We start from the raw sequence: 15,773 nt of genomic DNA on the forward strand, positions 1-15,773 counted from the left end.
CCTGTTCCTGATAAGAGTTGATATTAAAACTCTTGTTTCCAGTTTAATGTTCTTAATACATCAGCAAAGACACCTGCTGCAGTTACTTCAGTACCTGCCCCGTAACCACGTAATACCAACGGAATTGGTTGGTAATATTGGCTATAAAAGGCTAAGGCATTCTCGCCATCTTTTACTTTATTTAACGGATCATTTTCATCAACCGCCATGATACTACATTTACATTTGCCATCTTCAATACTACCAATGTAACGCAGTACTTTACCTTCTTCATTCGCTTTGTCTTGTAACTCTTTAAAGTAAGCATCGGCTTCTGGTAAACGCGCCATAAATTCATCAGTTGTACCAGTGTCATCAAAACCTGGTGGTAAAGCTTGCTCTACTTCAACGTCATCTAAGCTTAATTCCATACCTGCTTCACGAGCTAAAATCAGTAACTTACGAGCTACGTCAGTACCGCTTAAGTCATCACGTGGATCGGGTTCAGTAAAACCAATATTACGCGCTTCAGTAGTTACATCAGAGAACGACTGACCTTCATCTAATTTACCAAAGATGAAAGATAAAGAGCCAGATAGAATACCATTAAATTTAACTAAGCTGTCACCCGCATTAAACAAGTTTTGCATGTTTTCAATAACCGGTAGACCTGCACCAACGTTTGTATCGTATAAGAATTTACGACGCTTCATTAACGCAGTTAAACGTAGTTGGTTGTAGTAATCCATGCTACTTGTATTGGCTTTCTTATTGGCTGTTACCACGTGGAAGCCAGCACCTAAAAAGTCAACATAACGCGCTGCGATTGCATCATTACTTGTACAGTCAACAATCACAGGGTTGATGATATGTGAACCATCAACCAAGGCTTTCATTGAAACTAATGACAGCTCTGAAGTAGCATCTTTTAACTGGTCACGCCAATTTGTTAGGTCAACGCCTTTTACATCTAATAACATGGCACGGCTGTTTGCTACACCACACACACGAATTGCAATATTGCGTTCAGCTAGGTAACTTTGTTGACGGTGAATTTGATCCACTAATGCACCACCGACACCACCACAACCGATAACAAATAGGTCGATAAATTGTGCTTTGCTAAAGAAACTATGATGACATGCCGTTACCGCTTCGTTAGTTTTCTTCTCAGAAACAACCGCAGAAATTGAACGTTCTGAAGAGCCTTGTGCAATGGCAGTAACATTAATAGAAGCATCGGTTAATGCCATTAAGAAACGTGCCGCAACACCTTTCTCTTTTTTCATGCCATCACCAACTAATGAAATAATAGCTTGTTTATCAATTACATCGATTTCTTCTAATAAGTTATTTTCAAACTCTAAGCTAAACTCTTCAGTTAATGCATCAATCGCTTGTTGTGTATCGTTAGAATAGATACAAAAGCTTAAGCTGTATTCAGATGATGATTGCGTGATCAAAATAATCGACACACCAGCACGTGAAACCGTAGTAAAAATACGGCCGGCCATGCCTACGATGCCTTTCATACCTGGACCAGAAATGCTCAGCATGCTCAAACCTTTAAGGTCTGAAATACCTTTCACACGTAATTTTTGGTCACTCTTTTGTGAGCTAATCAAAGTACCTTCCGCTTGTGGATTATGGGTATTTTTAATCAGACATGGGATGCTGTGTTGTGCAATCGGTGCAATGGTTTTTGGATGCAATACTTTTGCACCAAAGTAAGATAATTCCATCGCTTCTGCGTAGCTTAAAGAACTTAATAAACGAGCATCTTTTACTAAACGTGGGTCACAGCTGTAAACACCATCAACGTCAGTCCAAATTTCACAACACTCAGCACGCAAACAAGCGGCTAATACTGCTGCAGAATAATCTGAACCATTACGACCTAAGACTAACGTTTCACCTTCAGGGCTGCCCGCAGTGAATCCTGGCATTAAGTAGATAGCATTGGCTACAATCGCTTCTTTTTCAAATAACGCACGTGATGCTTTAATATCAATTTGAGCTTCTAAGTAACCACCTTTAAAGGAGATAAGTTTTTGTTGAGGAACTATGGTTTCTACTTCTTGCCCTTTTGCAATAAGTAATTGCTTCATACAAGCAATACTTAATACTTCACCTTTACTTAGAATACGCGCTTCAATACTTGGAGGACATTGTCCTAATAAGCGAACACCCTCTAATAATTTAGTTAACTCAGCAATTTCAGTTTCAAAGGTATTGCGTAATAACTCATCGGCCAATTCAGCATAAGTTGATTTTAAACCTTGAATAAGTTCTGAAAATATTTTTTGAATCGCAATTAAATGCTCATCCGCAGATAATCCTTGGCTGGTCTTTTCTACTACCGCAACTAGATTGTTGGTCACACCAGATGGTGCTGATAAAACAAGTGCGATTTGAGATTGTTGATGATTATTAATGACAATATCAGCAACCTGATTAAATCGTTGTGCATTTGCTAATGAAGTCCCGCCAAATTTAAGTACGCGCATCGTACCCCCTGCATAAATACGAAAAAACCCGCCATCACTAGCGGGTTTTATAAAGATTGATTTTACTTTTTCACAACAAAGCAAACGCACTGCAATCGACATGCAGCACTGTGTTGTTTTAGCTGAAAAATTGAAGTTAAATCCATGTGTTTTTGTTATTTTCATTAAATCTATTATCCCTCGATTATATCAAAGCTTATTGCCGACTGAAACAAACAACAGAGATAGGTTGTAATTAATTCGCATAACAAATAACAAAATGTTAACTAAACACTCAAATCTATTGATAAATATCAATTAGATAACCTAAAACACTTGTTTAACGACATAATAAGTTGTTATCTATATGTTAAGTAATTACACTTTGACCATTAGAAACTAGGTTTTTTTAGATCGCATTCGTAATTAACGCCCTACTTTGTTCAAAAAACCAACAAACCACATCGGTGATAAAGTTTCACTCCACCTTGCCATAGGCAAAGTAGAGAAAATATTGTTAATTTTATAGGAGTCAATTCATGTCTAGCGCTAAAATATTAGTTGTAGAGGATGAGTTAGTAACACGCAGTACCTTAAAGAGTGTTTTTGAAGCAGAAGGTTATCAAGTCTTTGAAGCCAATGATGGTGAAGAGATGCACCAGGTCTTAAACAATAATGATATCCACCTCATTATCATGGATATTAACTTACCTGGTAAAAATGGCTTGTTATTAGCACGAGAAATACGTGAACATAAGAATATCGCGTTAATTTTCTTAACAGGACGAGACAATGAAGTCGATAAGATTTTAGGGTTAGAAATTGGTGCCGATGACTACATTACAAAACCATTTAATCCTCGTGAATTAACCATTCGTGCACGTAATTTATTAACGCGTACCATGCAAGACAAGTTGTACTTTGAACAGGTTCGTCAAAAAGTAGAATCTTATAAATTTAGTGGTTGGACATTAGAAATTGATAGCCGCTCATTGATTAGCCCTAATGGCCAAGTCTTTAAATTGCCTCGCAGTGAATTCAGAGCGATTCTGCATTTCATCGAAAATCCAGGTAAGATTCAAACACGTGCCGACCTATTAATGAAAATGACAGGACGTGAATTAAAAACCCATGATCGTACGGTGGATGTCACGATTCGTCGTATCCGTAAACACTTTGAAACAGTGCCAGAATCAGCTGAAATTATTTCAACTATCCATGGTGAAGGCTATCGTTTTTGTGGTGAGTTAGAAAACTAGTCATCGTTTTATACCAATTGTATTAAATAACTGATCTAAATTTTGCGCCGGAAAAATGGCTTAGTTTGAGGCGTAAGTTGATGTAAATGGTGTTCCCTATACGAAACTTACAACGAAAAAATAAGTTGTTTTAACAAGTAAAATAGATCAGTTACTTACTATGATTGGTATTACACTTCACTTTATACTAAAAAGGCTAACAAATTTGTTAGCCTTTTTAGTATCTGCAGATAAGCAAAGTTAGATTAAATAGCATTACGACTCTTAACCATTGGCTACAATCCATTTTTTCAATTCAGCAACATCTTTTAAGTACAAGCTTTTAATCATCTCATGCCAATCATCAATATTATCCCACCAGGCAGGTAACTCAGGAGATTGCATTTTTTGCGCTAAATTTTGTATACGTAATAAACCAATAGCCGCAGCAGCCCCTTTTATTTTATGGGATTTATCAACGATACCTTTTTCATTTTTTGCCACCATGTGACTTTCTAGTACAGCAAGGTATTCTGGCATAAGTCCTTCGAACAGACTGACATTATCTAACATCACAGACGTCGGTAAAAACTCCATTAATTCTTTTAACATAACTTCGTTAAATAAGGTCGCCTGCGCTTTAGCCACTTCAGTTTCAGGGTGATGGCTTTGGGTTAAGGAGATGGCGCGTCCATCACTAAAGTGACGCTCTAACATAGCATTCAATAAAGATAAACTTAACGGTTTACCAATGGCATCATCTAACCCTTTTTCAACAAATTGCTGTGTGTTAGAAAATACATTCGCAGTTAAAGCTACAACCGGTGGTAAACTCTGTTTCATCTCACGTAAACGGCGCGTGACTTCATAACCATCCATATCTGGTAACTGGATATCCATTAAAATCAATTGATATTCATATTGAGTTGCTTTATCAATGGCCTCTTGACCATTCATCGCCACATCAACTTGGTGCCCTTGTTTTTCTAATAAAGCGCGTGCGACTAGAATATTGAGCTCGATATCTTCAACTAACAAGATCGATAAGGTTGGTGCAGTAAAATGTGACTTAACCTGTTTTGGTGAACATGCACTTGGTAGTTCAAGTGTGAATGTACTGCCTTTACCCAGCTCGCTGGATACCGTTAAACGACCACGCATCGCTTCTACTATTTGACTTGAAACAGCTAAACCAATTCCGGTTCCCGTTGCATGACGTTCACCTTTTACTTGATAATACATAGCAAAAATTTTATCTAGTTTATCTTCAGGGATCCCGACTCCTGTATCTTCCACTTCAAATCGTAACCATTTTTTATCACCATCCACCTGATGACTACAGCGAATAGTCACTTTACCATGGTCAGTAAACTTCACGGCATTGGTTATCAAATTCCATAACACCTGGCGTAAACGGGTACCATCAGAATATAAACAGTTGGGTAAATCTGTAGCTTGCTCAAATACTAATTGAAGCTGTTTTTGCTCAGTTTGAATATACGCTAGACTTTGCAGATCATTCATAAAATCATCCACAGTAATACAATCATTCGCTAAGTTAAGACGTCTTCTATCAAGCTTATCTAGATCCACGATATCATTGAAGATGTTGCCTAAGGTAATAGCACTCATATGGATGGTTTTGAGATACTGGATCTGCTCTTTATTAAAGTTTTCATCCAATAACATACGACTTAATCCCACAATACCATTCAGTGGTGTGCGCAATTCATGGCTAATAGTTGAAATGAAAGTGGTTTTGTCACGGCTGGCTTTTTCAAGAAACTCTTGATGTTTTTTACGATCGGTTATATCTCGACCAAAACCAATTAATCCTACGCACTCATGTTGAGTATTAAATAGCGGTAACGCACGGATTTCTAAATAAGCAAGCTGACCATTTGGGTATTGTAACCAAGTTGCATGGATCTCTTCTTGATGGGTTTCAATCACTCGGTGGTGGCGCTCTGTCACCGCTTGCGCATACTCTGGAGGGAAAATATCACTGGGTGATAATCCCACCAACTGATCCTCGGTTTTACCTAATAATTTACCCATCGCTTTATTACAACTAACAAAACGTTCATCAACATCACAATGAAAAATAAGGTCCGGCGAGGTATCAAAGAACGAACGTAATAAACTAGTACCTTCTATTAACTGCAGTTGGGTCTTTTGATGCTCTAGGATCTCATTCTCTAATAATGAGGTTTTGGCTTTATCATCTTTGGATATATTTTCTAATTTTTGTACCGTTAATGCTAGGCGTTGTCTGGCATTATCTAAATCCCCTACCACCACACTTAAAAAATACACAGCCCAAGGGGTGATAATTAAACCCAATACAAAGGAGCGGAATATATCTGCGAGATCCAACTCTTCTGAAAACACATGAGTAATAATCACCTGCAAACACGCATCAGCGGAAATAATGGCAAAAGCTAATAATAAGCTGAATTTGATTGGACCAAGGCGCTTTAATAGCGCGACATAATAATGCACCCAGGTTTTAAGGTTAAGTAAACTCACACATCCTCACTCTGTTGATCAACAAACTAGTTATTCCGCTATTGTACCGATTTTATTTACTGTTAACCCTCTTCAAATCAAAACAGTTGTGAATTAACCTCAACACAGAGTAAGAAAAGCGAGTCGAGACAGCTAGTTAAACGGCTGCCTATATAAAATTATTTAGCTATCTTATTTTAAGTGGCGTTTCACTTCCGGAAATCCAAACCGAGGTTAAATATAATAAAATCAATCACTTTTTTTAAGTCTTGCCTATCGATTTACAAGTATTGGTATAAATTATCAATCAGTTTGAAAAAACCTTTGTATTTCATGGTTTTTAATTGTTGAGAACCCGTTTATAATGCGCGCTCAATTTTCATAATCTATCCATGTAAAGCATGTTGAAGGGAGCCTTATTGAATGGCAATGCCAGATATCGCAAATAGCGCACAAGCTCAAACTGAAGGAACGCTTGACCGCGTTGGTATGAGTAATATTGAGTTACCGTTAATGGTACAAACAGATGATTGCCCTGCTCAACAAGTCAGCGCAAAAGCTGAAGTATTCGTAAACCTGGTGACCCGCAAGCAAAAGGCATTCATATGTCTCGTTTGTACCTGCAATTGGATCAGCTTTCTACAGAGTCTGAATTAACACTGGGCACCTTAACAACACTGTTAAGTGGTTTTATTGAGAGCCATCATGATTTAAGCTCTGAAGCTTATGTAAAAGTGGCCTTTGATTACAATTTACGTCGTAAATCGTTAATCAGTGAAAAACGTGGTTGGAAAGCTTACCGGTTGTTATTGTAGGCCGTTTAATCGACGGTGAATTTGATTTCGAACTAAAAGTAGATGTTCCTTACTCTTCAACTTGTCCATGTTCTGCTGCATTAGCGCGTCAATTAATTCAAGATGCATTCAGCAAGCAGTATGAAGAGCAAGCTAATATTGCTAAAGAAGATATCTTAACCTGGTTAGGTTCAACACAAGGTATTGTGGCAACGCCACACAGCCAACGTAGTGTTGCTGAAGTAAAAGTTAAATTAAGTAATGAAGCAGATAATTTCCCAATCATTGCCTTAATCGACCTAATCGAAGCCACGCTAAAAACACCAGTTCAAGCAGCAGTTAAGCGTGAAGATGAACAAGAATTTGCTCGCTTAAACGGTCAAAACCTAATGTTCTGTGAAGATTCTGCTCGTCAATTAAAGTTTGCATTAAACCAACAGGAATTATTTGATGACTTCTGGTTACGTGTAAACCATTACGAAAGCTTACATGCTCACGATGCAGTTTCAGTAACAACTAAAGGCATTAAAGACGGCTACCAAGCTTAAGTATTAATTAGCCTATAAACAAAAACCTCTGCTCAGTGATGACCAGAGGTTTTTTTATATCTATAACGAATTAATGGTTATACCAATTGTATTAAATAACTGCTCTAAATTTTGCGCCGGAAAAATGGCTTAGTTTGAGGCGTAAGTTGATGTAAATGGTTGTTCCCTATACGAAACTTACAACGAAAAAATAAGTTGTTTTAACAAGTAAAATAGATCAGTTACTTACTATGATTGGTATTATACCAATTACTGACCATTAACCGGATCAATAAAAGGCACTTCAGTACTAAATTTAACCATTTTTTTACTGTAAGGGTGTTGAATCGTTATTTCACTGGCATGTAATAACAAACGTGGAGATAAATTTAACGCATCAGGATCGGCATAAAAATCATCACCTAATATAGGGTGACCTATTGCCATCATATGTAAACGCAGTTGATGTGTACGCCCTGTAACCGGCATCAGTTTAACTAAGGTACTTTGCTCAGCGTAGCTAATCACCTCATAAAAAGTTTTACACTGTTTTCCTGCTTGATGATCAACGCGATGGCGCGGCGGATTATCAATATCTTTACCAAGCGGCACATCAATGCAGCCCTGCTTATCTTTAATATGTCCAAACACACGCGCATAATAAATCTTCTTGGTCTCTCGCTCTTGAAACTGCATTTTCAAGGCACGCTCTGCATCTTTTCTCAATGCAAAAATAATCACGCCTGAAGTCGCAAGATCTAATCTATGCACAGTATGACTATTCGGGTATTTCTCTAATAAACGGCTATACATACTGTCATGACGTTCAATATCACGCCCTGGTACTGATAAAATTCCCGCTGGTTTGTTAAACACAATCATATCTTTGTCTTTATAAATTGTATCTAACCACGGCACTGTGGGCGGGTTATATATAAAGTCTTGCATAGCAACGCTCTCTACTTCTCATAGATTTGATTATTAGGCAGCACCTTATTAAAAAGGATTAGATACAAAAAAGGCTGAAATCCGTTAGGAAATCAGCCTTTTTCAGTAGGTGGTGGAGATGGGGGAGTCGAACCCCCGTCCGAAAAGCCTACGTCCTCGGTACTACATGCTTAGTCTATCTTTAGGTTAACTCTCGACACTCCGACAGACAGGATTGCAAAGAGCGAGTTCGATACTATTTCGCGGTTCACCCTCGAACAAGGTTCCCTCGCTATCCAAATGTAAATGACCTTCCGAATCCCTGCCCATAGGAGAAACGTGGGTGGAAGGCTAGCTAGCCTAAGCTGCTAGAGCGTAGTTATCGTCGTTTGCAACTATAACTTTGACGGCTTTTTACGAGGCCAGCCGTCACCTCGGCATGCACCTTGGGTTTCATGAATCTCGTCGAGTCCTAAATCATCCCCAGATGGTTAGTAATAAATTACCAACTTGTTGAGTCTAACAAAGCTATTTGCATCAAGATAGTATTATCTAACAAATAGCGTGCCAGTTGCTCATTTATCGAGCGTCATGCTTCATCATGCGCTCTTTTTGTACTTTCCACTCACGATCTTTAACATCATTACGCTTATCGTGATCCTGTTTACCTTTTGCTAATGCAAAGGAGATTTTAACCCAGGCTTTTTTCCAGTACAGCGAAATAGGGATAATTGAATAACCCTGACGCTCTACTTTACCCACTAAGTTATCAAGCTCTCGACGCTTAAGTAGCAATTTACGGTAACGTAAAGGATCGCAAACAACATGAGATGATGCTGCAATCAGTGGTGGAAATGTTGCGTTAAGTAACCAAGCTTCTCCATTTTTTAAGAAGATGTAGCTATCAGCAATATTTGCTTTACCTGCACGTAACGTTTTAACTTCCCAACCTTGTAACTCAAGTCCCGCTTCAAAACGTTCCTCTAAGTGATACTCATGAGAAGCACGTTTATTGCGTGCAATCGTATTATCGTTATTTTTTGATTTTGAATTTTTTTAGCCATAGACTGCATTATAAAGTTTGTTTTTTTAAATGGCTATTTGATTTGTTGAAAAGTCACTCATTTACAAGCATTTTATGCTATTTTTTTCAGTTCAAGCTGTGCATCGTGTAAGATGCTAATTTTTAAACGAGGTAAAACATGGCTCAAGTATCACGAAGCGCACTGTTGATGTATAGCGCACAAGAAATGTATCAATTAGTGAATGATGTGAATGCTTATCCTGAGTTTTTACCTGGTTGTAGTGCCACCGAAGTGTTAGTAGATGAAACAAACTTAATGAAGGCATCAATTAAAGTCTCTAAGGCGGGGATTGGGCAAACCTTTATCACGGAAAATCAACTTATTCCTGGTAAATCTATCAGCATGAACTTGGTAGAAGGCCCCTTTAAGCATCTAACAGGTGGTTGGACTTTCACTGCTTTAGACGATCAAGCTTGTAAAGTTAGTTTAGATTTACAATTTGAATTCAGTAGTTCTATTATAGAGCTTGCCTTTGGGCGTGTATTTCATGAATTAGTTGGCTCTATGGTTAAATCATTTTCTAACAGAGCAAAAACCGTTTACGGATACCGTTAAGTATTAAGGTAGAGAATTTCAATGAATGAGTTAATTGATATCGAAGTCGTTTATGGATTGCCACATAAGCAAGTATTATTATCTTTAAAGGTGCCTACTGGTACCACTATTGAACAGGCTATTAAGTTATCAGGCATTGTTAAACACTTCCCGGAAATTGTGCCTAGTGAAGCGGTAGTGGGCATTTTTAGTAAACCAGATAAGCTAGATAGCACTGTCAAGCAAGGTGATCGTATTGAAATATACCGCCCGCTGATTGCTGATCCGAAAGAGATGCGTAAATTACGTGCAGAAAGAGCGCTAAAATCGAATAAAAGCTAGCGAAATACATAGATTAAAAAGCACTTAACTGAACGTCAACAGTTACATGACGTTTAAGCAAGTGCTTTTTATTGGCAAAACCTAAAACTAAAACTGATGACTATATTGTAAAGCAATTAAGATAGCATTCGCTTGCGTTGTGCCTGTCACTGACGATACACCATCGATTTCTTCAACCACATCAACGGTTTTACCTAATAAGTAAGTTCCACCAAGATCAACATTTGTATCTTCAGAGAAATGATAAGTCACCCCTGCTGAAAACCATTGTCTATCGGAATCAGGCACAGAAATAGAAGTCACTTCATCTTGCGCGCTTTGGTCATATAAATAACCAGTACGTAAAGTCCAAGTTTCATTTAAGTAATAAGTGCCACCAATGGCAAAGTGCATCGCATCTTTCCATTGATAATTACTGATAGTACCGTAAGCATCTGACTCTAAGGTATCGAATGAAGACCAGCCAATCCATTGAACACTATAATGGACTGCGTATTTTGTATCTTTGATACGGTGATAACCAGAAAACTCAGCCATATCAGGTAAACCTAAGGTTAAAGTATCATCTTCAGTGGTTGAACCATTATAAGTCACTTCACCTTTTACTTTTAAGTCTGGGCTGTAGCGATAAGATAAACCAAAACGATTATTCTCGTTAAGCTCATAGACAACACCCACATTAAACCCTAAACCAAAGCCGTTTACATCAGCATCTAACACTTCACTTGTTGCTAACGTACTACCATCAGCTGGTGAATAAACATTCAAATCTCTTTCTAACTTGCCTATCCCGTAAATCACATCCAAACCGGATCCGACACTCCACTGATTATTAATACGATAGGAGATGGCAAAGCCTAAATTAATACTTTCGACGTCGGTATAACCGCCATATTCACTTGCAGTAAATGAGTCATCAAAATCGGTTCTCGTGCCGAAGTTGGTATATAAATTAACACCTACAGCAAATTTTTCATTTAAAGGAAAAATAGCATGAATATTAGGGATAAATGATAATCCACCTGCATCGCTATAATTTGAACTGCCACTATAACCTGTAAGGTCACTAGAGTAAGTGCCATCTTCCACACTAATATCTGTTTCTAAAACGTTAACACCCAGTGATAAAGCGGTTCTATCGAACAATGCCATCGCAGCCGCATTTCGCGCCATCGCAGATGCATTATCAGCAATCACGGCATCACCAGAAAAAGCACGTCCTAATCCAGTTGCTGATTGTGTATTTAACTGAAAACCAGCGGCATTTACTTGTATTGCAGTGGCAGATAAACATCCCATTAATAATGTTTTTTTAAAAGTTGGTTGCAGTTAGTCCTGCTGCTCATATTTTCTTCCTTGCTGTTATAAACTGATCATCACGCCTAAACTTGCCGCTAAGCTTAATTGAAATAACACGGCTAAATTAAGAAAGCCCTAAAAATCGTGATCAAATGCAAATGCTAGTGATAATAATTGTTAAATAATTGAGTTAAGTTGGGGTTTTATCATTACTCTACCCCTACCAAATCAATACATTACACTTATTAATATGGTATGAGTGGCGAGCAAGCGATTAATAAACTAGGTGTACTAATTTATTATTCGACAAATAGGTATCATCAGTTAACCCCAATTTGTTATAACTGATTAAGGAACGTAAGCCATCAATATAAGCTTGACCCCGTTCAGAATATTTAATTAATGTGCCTGCCAATAAAGTCCCTGAATAGGTATTACCTGCAGCAACCTCTTTTGCTCTTAAATCACGTAATGATTGATAAGCAGAGGTAGAGTTAATATTTAACATGTACCCTTCTACTGAAGCTAATGGGCTATCAAAACGTGCAATACCATAATTACCTAACTCTTTACGCTGCTGTTTTGGCTTAATGCCATTACCACTAAAGTCCCACTGCCCAAAAAAGGCATTACCTTCAAGTGCAAAACGCGAGGTACCCCAAGCACTTTCCTCTGCAGCTTGTGCTAACGCTAACGATGGAGGAATAGTATTAACGCGTGATAACAGATCTTGTTTCTGTTGTTCCGTTAAACTACTCGCGCCTTCATCTACCGCTTTATATTTCACAGCAATCGCAATCAATTCTGCTGAATTCAATTTGGCAGACTTAACGACTTCACGCTCTTGTAAAATACGCTCATTTGAGACCAGCACTAAAGGTAACATTAGGCGTAAAAATATCATTTTCTTGTTTTTAACAGGCATATTGTCAGAGATTTCTTGCCACTTAGGGTTTACTTTCTCAAAGGTTAACCTGGGTACTTCTTTATTGCCGTTTTCCCAATCTGCTTGCGTATAATGAAACTGTGTAAACACTTCATCTAAGTCCGATAACGAAGTGATTTTCACTTCTTCAGGATTAGACATCAGTTTATCTGCTGGTGATGTTTTCTCTGAGCAAGCAGAAATAAAAAACAATGTCACAAATATGATCGTCAGTAATTTTTTCATAATTAACGTTTCCAAAATAAGTACGCTAACTCAATACGCAACAGCATATAGAAACGATCAAGTCGTCAATCTAAATGAGTAGGCGAGTGTAATATTTGAGGTAGACGAAATAATGAAGTGAATTAATACAATGTGTCTATTAATTAAAGGGCGGAGATTACTTGAAAACAAACCAGGTAACAAATAAATTTAAGATGTTACCTAGCTCAACTTTTATAAAAACAGCATTATGCGCCACTATTGATAACACCAACAAGTGTTAATAAGTGAACCACTGGTAACATCAGCATACATATTAGTGCCAACCACATTAACCAACCAATAAAGCCATTACTTCTCATGGTTTTTAAAACGCCATCACCATGAATTTTACCTACATAAAAAAGCAGACAATATTGAATAAGCATAATTCCCAACACCACAGGTAAAGCTGTTAACCCTAGTGCTTGTATAACAGGAGGTAATGTTAAAACTGACATATAAGCAACCGCAATAATAATCACGAATGCTTTAGGCATAAAGCCCGTTAACTCACGTAATACTGAATCACCAGGTTTAGAACCATTACTATCCATATTGACCTCTATATAAAAAATGAATAAATAAGTAGATAACGCAGGGATATACCCCATCATTAACCATCACTATAAATAACAGTATAATACGCTAATAATAGATAAATACTCCGAACTTCATAAGATAGTGTGATAGCCATACTTTGATGTTTGAAAATCATACAAATAAAACTCAGAACGAATAAATGGCACTTTTGTTCTTCAATTAAACATTAAATTAGTTAGCGCACTTCTTACTTCACAGATTAATGGTTAATAACCGAGTTATGTAACTGCGTTTACATGTGATGATTAAACGATCAAAAAACAACAAGGTGAGCACTCTTTAAGCAATTGGCACCTGAATTGCTTAATTTATTTAAATAACGCTTGCAATATAATGTGATCTCTATATCATTCGCCGCACTTAAACGGACGCGAGATGGAGCAGCTTGGTAGCTCGTCGGGCTCATAACCCGAAGGTCGTAGGTTCAAATCCTGCTCTCGCAACCAACTTTTTATAAAAGTTAATTGCGTTTAAGTATAAATATCGGACGCGAGATGGAGCAGCTTGGTAGCTCGTCGGGCTCATAACCCGAAGGTCGTAGGTTCAAATCCTGCTCTCGCAACCAACTTTTTATAAAAGTTAATTGCGTTTAAGTATAAATATCGGACGCGAGATGGAGCAGCTTGGTAGCTCGTCGGGCTCATAACCCGAAGGTCGTAGGTTCAAATCCTGCTCTCGCAACCAACTTTTGTTTAAAGAAAGAAAAGCCCATCGGGCTCAACTCTTTATAAACAATGGCGAAGGTCGCAGATTCAACCCCTGCTATCGCAACCAATATTTAACGAAGTAAAACAATGACGGACGCGAGATGGAGCAGCTTGGTAGCTCGTCGGGCTCATAACCCGAAGGTCGTAGGTTCAAATCCTGCTCTCGCAACCAACTTTTCAGTTGTAAAATGAAACATCAATATCGGACGCGAGATGGAGCAGCTTGGTAGCTCGTCGGGCTCATAACCCGAAGGTCGTAGGTTCAAATCCTGCTCTCGCAACCACTTTGTTTAAAGAAAAGTCCATCGTACTCAACTCTCTAAAAACAATGGCGAAAGTCGTAGATTAAAACCCTGATCTCGCAACCACTTTGTTTAAAGAAAAGCCCATCGGACTCAACTCTCTAAAAACAACCGCGAAAGTCGTAGATTAAAACCCTGATCTCGCAACCACTTCTAGATTAACACCCTTTCCTATTTGAATACCCTTTACAATAATCAAAAACCTATAACTTATGAAAAATTATATTTCGTTATAAACTCGTAAATTTCATAGATATAGCAGCTTGGTAGCCCGTCGGACTCAACTCTCTATAAACAATGGCGAAGGTCGTAGATTAACACACTGCTCTCGCAACACTTCTAGATTAACACCCTTTACTATTTGAATACCTTTTACAATAATCAGAAAATCTATAACTTATGAAAAATTATATTTCGTTATAAATTCGTAAATTTCATAGATATAGCAACTTGGTAGCCCATCGGACTCAACTCTCTAAAAACAATGGCGAAGGCCGTAGATTAAAACCCTGCTCTCGCAACCACTTCTTATTTATCCCCCTTTCCTTAAGAACTACCAAATAATTAATTATCTATATATTTTGATTTAATAAATTTAAAATCCAATTTAAGACCCATTAGCTGGTAGCTCATCTGGCTCAGCTCACTATAAACAATGGCGAAGGTCGTAGATTCAAACCCTACTCTCGCAACCAACTTTTCAGTTGTAAAATAAAACATCAATATCGGACGCGAGATGGAGCAGCTTGGTAGCTCGTCGGGCTCAACTCTCTAAAAACAATGGCGAAGGCCGTAGGTTCAAATCCTGCTCTCGCAACCACTTTGTTTAAAGAAAAGCCCATCGGACTCAACTCTCTAAAAACAATGGCGAAAGTCGTAGATTAAAACCCTGCTCTCGCAACCACTTCTAGATTAACACCCTTTCCTATGTGAATACCCTTTACAATAATCAAAAACCTATAACTTATGAAAAATTATATTTCGTTATAAACTCGTAAATTTCATAGATATAGCAGCTTGGTAGCTCATCGGACTCAACTCTCTATAAACAATGGCGAAGGTCGTAGATTAACACACTGCTCTCGCAACACTTCTAGATTAACACCCTTTACTATTTGAATGCCTTTTACAATAATCAGAAAATCTATAACATATGAAAAATTATATTTCGTTATAAATTCGTAAATTTCATAGATATAGCAACTTGGTAGCCCATCGGACTCAACTCTCTAAAAACAATGGCGAAGGTCGTA

Annotated in this window: 9 protein-coding genes, 6 tRNA genes, 1 other RNA gene and 2 pseudogenes; 10 read left to right on the plus strand and 8 right to left on the minus strand. The window is 37.9% G+C overall.

The genetic code is table 11. From position 1 onward, the window contains the following. Nucleotides 1-23: 23 nt before the first annotated feature. A complete protein-coding gene (gene thrA / locus ACLKL2_RS04820; RefSeq protein WP_413694251.1) occupies nucleotides 24-2,486 on the minus strand; it encodes a bifunctional aspartate kinase/homoserine dehydrogenase I in 2,463 nt (820 codons plus the stop codon). A gap of 518 nt (nucleotides 2,487-3,004) precedes the next feature. Here thrA and arcA point away from each other — a divergent pair. Then, nucleotides 3,005-3,724 carry a two-component system response regulator ArcA gene (gene arcA, locus ACLKL2_RS04825; RefSeq protein ID WP_113819780.1) on the plus strand — a complete coding sequence of 240 codons (720 nt, stop codon included), beginning with the start codon at nucleotides 3,005-3,007 and terminating at the stop codon, nucleotides 3,722-3,724. Nucleotides 3,725-3,988: 264 nt separating this feature from the next. Here the strand turns inward: arcA and arcB are convergent, their stop codons facing one another. Next, nucleotides 3,989-6,232, minus strand: a complete 2,244-nt coding sequence (arcB, locus tag ACLKL2_RS04830; RefSeq protein ID WP_413693573.1) for an aerobic respiration two-component sensor histidine kinase ArcB — start codon at nucleotides 6,230-6,232, stop codon at nucleotides 3,989-3,991. A 402-nt stretch (nucleotides 6,233-6,634) separates the two neighbouring features. On the opposite strand from arcB, the pseudogene folE2 reads away from it, so the two are divergent. Then, nucleotides 6,635-7,553: pseudogene (folE2, locus tag ACLKL2_RS04835) on the plus strand (GTP cyclohydrolase FolE2). 249 nt (nucleotides 7,554-7,802) lie between these two features. On the opposite strand, the gene ACLKL2_RS04840 reads toward folE2, so the two are convergent. The 3 genes and pseudogenes from ACLKL2_RS04840 to smpB all read right to left on the minus strand — a co-directional run. Next, on the minus strand, nucleotides 7,803-8,480 hold the full coding sequence (locus ACLKL2_RS04840) for a pseudouridine synthase (RefSeq protein ID WP_413693574.1): 678 nt from the start codon (nucleotides 8,478-8,480) through the stop codon (nucleotides 7,803-7,805). A 110-nt stretch (nucleotides 8,481-8,590) separates the two neighbouring features. Then, nucleotides 8,591-8,944: a transfer-messenger RNA gene (ssrA, locus tag ACLKL2_RS04845) on the minus strand. Between the two features lie 94 nt (nucleotides 8,945-9,038). Beyond that, nucleotides 9,039-9,515, minus strand: a pseudogene (gene smpB / locus ACLKL2_RS04850) (SsrA-binding protein SmpB); the annotation flags it as partial. 146 nt (nucleotides 9,516-9,661) lie between these two features. On the opposite strand from smpB, the gene ACLKL2_RS04855 reads away from it, so the two are divergent. Together ACLKL2_RS04855 and ACLKL2_RS04860 are read left to right on the plus strand one after the other, a co-directional pair. Then, nucleotides 9,662-10,099 (plus strand): type II toxin-antitoxin system RatA family toxin, encoded by a 438-nt coding sequence (locus ACLKL2_RS04855; protein WP_413693575.1) that lies wholly within the window; start codon nucleotides 9,662-9,664, stop codon nucleotides 10,097-10,099. A gap of 21 nt (nucleotides 10,100-10,120) precedes the next feature. Beyond that, nucleotides 10,121-10,420: an RnfH family protein gene (locus tag ACLKL2_RS04860; RefSeq protein ID WP_413693576.1), complete on the plus strand. Its 300-nt coding sequence runs from the start codon at nucleotides 10,121-10,123 to the stop codon at nucleotides 10,418-10,420. A gap of 87 nt (nucleotides 10,421-10,507) precedes the next feature. Here the strand turns inward: ACLKL2_RS04860 and ACLKL2_RS04865 are convergent, their stop codons facing one another. The 3 genes from ACLKL2_RS04865 to ACLKL2_RS04875 form a co-directional block, all read right to left on the minus strand. Continuing rightward, the gene (locus ACLKL2_RS04865) at nucleotides 10,508-11,719 is read right to left on the minus strand and encodes an outer membrane protein transport protein (RefSeq protein ID WP_413693577.1); all 1,212 of its coding nucleotides are present in this window, start codon (nucleotides 11,717-11,719) and stop codon (nucleotides 10,508-10,510) included. Between the two features lie 274 nt (nucleotides 11,720-11,993). After that, nucleotides 11,994-12,890, minus strand: coding sequence for a glucosaminidase domain-containing protein (locus ACLKL2_RS04870; protein ID WP_413693578.1), 897 nt, complete (start codon nucleotides 12,888-12,890; stop codon nucleotides 11,994-11,996). 227 nt (nucleotides 12,891-13,117) lie between these two features. After that, nucleotides 13,118-13,525, minus strand: a complete 408-nt coding sequence (locus ACLKL2_RS04875; RefSeq protein ID WP_413693579.1) for a hypothetical protein — start codon at nucleotides 13,523-13,525, stop codon at nucleotides 13,118-13,120. 355 nt (nucleotides 13,526-13,880) lie between these two features. Between ACLKL2_RS04875 and ACLKL2_RS04880 the strand changes: the two genes are divergently transcribed. From ACLKL2_RS04880 to ACLKL2_RS04905, 6 genes are all read left to right on the plus strand, one after another. Next, nucleotides 13,881-13,957 (plus strand) — tRNA-Met (locus ACLKL2_RS04880). 42 nt (nucleotides 13,958-13,999) lie between these two features. Continuing rightward, nucleotides 14,000-14,076 (plus strand) — tRNA-Met (locus tag ACLKL2_RS04885). Between the two features lie 42 nt (nucleotides 14,077-14,118). Then, nucleotides 14,119-14,195, plus strand: a tRNA-Met gene (locus ACLKL2_RS04890). Between the two features lie 118 nt (nucleotides 14,196-14,313). Next, nucleotides 14,314-14,390, plus strand: a tRNA-Met gene (locus ACLKL2_RS04895). A gap of 35 nt (nucleotides 14,391-14,425) precedes the next feature. Continuing rightward, nucleotides 14,426-14,502: transfer RNA gene (locus tag ACLKL2_RS04900), tRNA-Met, on the plus strand. Nucleotides 14,503-15,250: 748 nt separating this feature from the next. Continuing rightward, nucleotides 15,251-15,340: transfer RNA gene (locus tag ACLKL2_RS04905), tRNA-OTHER, on the plus strand. The last annotated feature ends 433 nt before the right edge of the window (nucleotides 15,341-15,773 follow it).

Source organism: Psychromonas sp. KJ10-2, from assembly GCF_047323255.1.
Classification (GTDB): domain Bacteria; phylum Pseudomonadota; class Gammaproteobacteria; order Enterobacterales; family Psychromonadaceae; genus Psychromonas.